General features: G+C 72.2%; 3 protein-coding genes and 1 pseudogene. 1 reads left to right on the top strand and 3 read right to left on the bottom strand.

Annotation, left to right across the window (positions count from 1 at the left end):
• Positions 1-136 precede the first annotated feature (136 nt).
• Positions 137-1,003, bottom strand: coding sequence for an ABC transporter substrate-binding protein (locus ACYVE7_RS30185; RefSeq protein WP_460369464.1), 867 nt, complete (start codon positions 1,001-1,003; stop codon positions 137-139).
• 149 nt (positions 1,004-1,152) lie between these two features.
• Between ACYVE7_RS30185 and ACYVE7_RS30180 the strand changes: the two genes are divergently transcribed.
• Positions 1,153-2,451, top strand: a complete 1,299-nt coding sequence (locus ACYVE7_RS30180) for a threonine/serine exporter family protein (RefSeq protein WP_460369462.1) — start codon at positions 1,153-1,155, stop codon at positions 2,449-2,451.
• Here the strand turns inward: ACYVE7_RS30180 and ACYVE7_RS30175 are convergent.
• Both ACYVE7_RS30175 and ACYVE7_RS30170 read right to left on the bottom strand, forming a co-directional pair.
• Entirely contained in the window at positions 2,441-3,754 is a 1,314-nt protein-coding gene (locus ACYVE7_RS30175) for an AAA family ATPase (RefSeq protein WP_460369460.1), read from the bottom strand. The genes ACYVE7_RS30180 and ACYVE7_RS30175 overlap by 11 nt on opposite strands.
• Positions 3,751-4,258 (bottom strand): annotated as a pseudogene (locus ACYVE7_RS30170) (hypothetical protein); the annotation flags it as partial. The gene ACYVE7_RS30175 and the pseudogene ACYVE7_RS30170, both read right to left, overlap by 4 nt.

The following is a 4,258-nucleotide window of genomic DNA, read 5'->3' as shown; positions in this document are numbered from 1 at the left end:
AGCGGGGTGAGCCCGGAGTCCAGCCCGGCCAGGGCGCGCAGCACCCCGCCGACCGGCAGGGGCACCGCCCCGACGAGCAGCCCGCCCACCACCGCGACCGCGAGAGCGGCGAGGGTGACGGGCAGGCCCCTGCGCACTACGGGACCTGCTTCACCGCGGCGGAGATCGTCTCGATCAGTTCGGGCAGGCGCGGCCCCCAGCGGGACGCCAGGTCGTCGTTGAGCGCGATCACACCGTTGCTCTTGACGGCCGTCAGCCCGGACCAGCCGGGACGCTTCGCCACGGTCGCGGCGGACTGGCCCGCGCCCACCGAGTCGGCCAGGAAGATCAGTTTCGGGTCGGCCTTGACGACGGCCTCCGACGACAGCTTGGTGTAGCCGGCGCCCTGCTTGTCGGCGGCGTCGGCGATGTTGACCAGCCCGAACAGCCCGTACACCTGGCCGAGGAACGACTTGGACGACACGGTGTCCAGATCGGTGGTCAGCTCGTGGAAGTAGGTGACGCCGTCCTTCTTCGGGGCGGCGGCGACGGCCTTGCCGATCCGCTCGCGCATCCCCTTGGTCACCTCGGCGGCCTGGTCGGCGTGGCCGGTGGCCTGGCCGAGCTCCTCGATCTGGGCGTAGGAGTCCTCGATCTTCGCCGCGGGCGGCTCGACCTTCACCGCGATCTTGAGGTTGCCGAGCGCCTGGACGATGCCGTCGCTGTCACCCGAGAGCACGACCAGATCGGGCTTGTACCCGGCGATCGCCTCGGCGTTCGGCTTGAACCCCGACAGCTTGGTCCTGGGGGCGTCGGCCGGGTGGGTCGAGTACTCGTCGACCGCGACGACCTGCGGTCCCGCGCCGATCGCGTAGAGCATCTCGGTCGCGGTGGGGGAGAGCGACACGATCCGCTGCGGTCCCGCCGCGGTCGTCTGCGCGGGCTTCGGGTCTTCACCGCCGCAGCCGGTCAGAGCGAGCGCACCGACGAGCAGGGACGCGCCGAGGACGCGCAGGGAACGCATGGTGAAACCTCCGAAAGTGGGCGGGAAACGATCAGGAACGCTACCAGCAACCCCTCTGACGTGGGCCAACGCAAAGTCTCACCCAACACCGGACCCGGGCGTCCCTGACCCGGCGGGCACCGCCCTAATCTCGCTGAGGGAGGCGGGATTTGCACGAGAAGACCGAGGACGTCACGTCCTATCTGGCCATGGAGTTGACGCTCCGGGTCGGCGAGCTGATGCTCGCGGGCGGTGAGTCCGCGGACCGGGTGGAACGGGCGATCATCCATCTCGGCCAGGTGTACGGGCTGCCCCGGGTGGAGGCGAACGTCACACTGGCGGCGATCTCCGTGTCGTTCCTGCCGGGCTTCGGCCGTCCGCCGGTGACGGGGGAGCGGATGGTGCGCCGCCGCCGCGCCAACTACACGCGGCTGGTGGAGATCCAGCGGCTGGTCGACGAGGCCGAGGCGGGCCGGATGACCCTCGACCAGGCCACCGAACGGCTCAGGAAGATCATCGCGGCGCGGGCCGCGTACCCGAACTGGCTGATCACCGGTTCGCTCGCCATGATCGGCGGGGCGGGGGCCGTCCTGGTCGGCGGCCGGTTCTGGGCGGCCGTCGCCGCGTTCTGCGCGACCCTGCTCGGCGACCGGACGTCCGACTGGCTGGCCCGGCGGGGTGTCGCCGAGTTCTTCCAGGTCGGGGTGGGCGCGGCCATCGGCGCGCTCGTCGCGGTGCTGCTGGTGGCGCTGGACGCGCCGGTCAGTTCCGGCGCCGTGGTCATCGGCGTGGTCATCGCCCTGATCCCCGGACGCGCCCTGGTCGCCAGCCTCCAGGACGGCATCGCCGGCGACTACATGACGGGCACGGTCCGGCTGGTCGAGACCATGTTCATCATCTCGGCGATCCTCGCGGGCGTCGGCTTCACCATCTATCTGGGCTCCCGGTCGGGCGTCCCGATCTCGCTGGACAACCTGCCGACCGCCCAGCTCTCGAACCGGGCCGCGCCGGTCCTCGCGGCGGGCGTGATGTCGGCGGCGCTCGCCGTGTACGTCCTCACCCCGCGGAACTGGGTGCCGGTCGCGGCCGTGGGCGGGATGGCCGGCTGGATCGTCTTCGTCCTGCTGCTGGAGACCAAGCTGGCCGCCGCGGCCGCGACCCTGGTCGTCACCACGATGCTCGGCCTGGTCGGCACCGGTTGCGCCCGCGCCCGCGACGTCCCGCCGCTGGTCGCCGTGATCCCGTGCGTGACGCCGCTGCTGCCCGGAACCCTGATGTACCGGGGGCTGCTGGAGGTCACCACCGACCACGCCAACAGCGGGGTGCTGTCCCTGGTCGAGGCCGTCTCGACGGCGCTGGCGCTCGGCGCGGGCGTCATCTTGGGCGCCGAGATCCTCCGGGCGATCATCCCGGTCCGCGATCGCGCCGTCCGCGTCATGCTCCCGGTGACCAGGCGCGTCAGACGCTGATCTTGAAGTTCTCCAGGTGGGCCAGGACGGACTGGTTGGCCTCCCAGCCGTCCGGGAACTTGATCGGCACATTGAGATGGACCGGGCTGGTCGACGGATGGGCGTCGAGGAGCTCGGGGATCCCTGCCCTGGCGACGACCAGGCACGCGTGCCGGTGCCGGGACGCCAGCACGCACAGCCGGCCCGCCTGGAGATGGAACTCCGTCGCGTCGCGCCGCCCCGACAGCGGATGCAGCACGACCGTGACGTCGTACTCGCGGCCCTGGAGCCGGTTGGCGGTGTCGACCGTGATGTCGGTGCCGCGCAGCAACTGCTTGATCGCCGCGACCTGGTCGCGGTCGGCGGCGCCGACCGCGATCCGGTCCGCGGTCACCGGCCGCTCCTCGCCGCCGTCGGTGGCCACCGCGCCCCGCTGGAGCACCCGGACGGCCAGTGCCGCGGTCGCGGCGACGGCCTCGACGTCGGTGCGGACCGTGTGCTTGGACGGCAGCTCGTACAGGGCCCAGCCGGTCTCGGCGGCGATGTCGAGCGCCTGGTCGTGCAGGCTCATGCCCGTCGCGGAGTAGTGCAGCAGCCGGTCGCCCGGCTCGGTGCCCGCCCGGAAACCGGTGTAGGGGTAGAAGGCGTCGGAGACGACGGGGGCCGCGGAGGCGGGCAGCCGCCAGGAGACCGGCAGCCGGTGCACCGGCAGGTCGGGATTGTGGGCGAGGAGCACCGACACCGCCGACTGGGTGGGGTCCCAGGACTGTCCCGCCCAGCGTTCGGCGTCGACCGTGGAGAACGGGTCGAGCTGGCCGGGGTCGCCGACGAACAGGGCGCGTTCGAACCGGCCCGCGATCCGCAGCAGGGCGTCCGAGCGCATCTGGTAGGCCTCGTCGACGATCGCCCACGTCCAGGTGCCGTCGGACAGCGTCGCCCACTTCGCCGACGTCGCGATCACCACGGGCGCCTCCACCAGGGCGTCGGCCTTGGCGTTGACCAGGACGTTCGGCAGCCGGACCCGCTCGGACGGCTTGTAGTCGGCAGCCGACAACCGTCCGATCACCAGCTGCGGGTCCTTCACCGACAGCCGTTCGATCAGGTCGTCGACCTGCTCGTTGGTCTGTGCGACGATCATCAGCCGTTCGCCCGCGCCGGTCAGATGCAGCGCCGCCTTCACCACCAGCGTGGACTTGCCTGCGCCGGGCGGCGAGTCGACGACCACGCCCCGGTGCAGCCCGCTGGTCAGATCGTCCAGCACGGCCGAGACGACGGCGTCGGCGAGAGCGCCGGGGTTGCGTCCGGGCAGCCGCAGCACGGTCATGGCAGTTCCTTCACGGTCGGCTCGCGGAGCTGGGCGGACATCTCCTCGGTGGCGACCTCGCCGGGCGGCTCGTACGGCTCCGGCGGCCCGCCGTGCGTCCACGGGGTCTCCTCCGGGTCGGGTAGGTTCGCGCCCGGCCGGAACTCATCGGTGAACGTGGTGAAGCAGACGGACTCGCCGAGCTCCGGGACGCTGCCGGGCGCGGGCTTCTTGGCGCGGCCCATGCCGTCCTGGAGTTCGAGCAGGACGCCGTCGTGGTCGGCCTCCACCACGATCGCCTTCTGCTTGCGGGCCGCGTTGTGCACGGCCGCGCCCGGCTCGGCCCGCAGCTCGTCGCCGGTGGCGATCCGCAGCAGCGGCCGGGGCCTGTCCTTTTCGTTGGTGTGGTCGGGGTCCGCCCAGACGACCTCGCCCGCGAACGCCTCACCGGTCAGCCGGTGCCCCGCCATGACCAGCGGGTCGTCCAGGGCGCGCTGCACCGAGTACCGGGCCGCCTGCCCTTCC

The organism is Actinocorallia lasiicapitis, assembly GCF_054778695.1.
The sequence above is the reverse complement of the archived record's forward strand: the minus strand, read 5'-3'. Positions and strand labels throughout refer to the sequence as shown.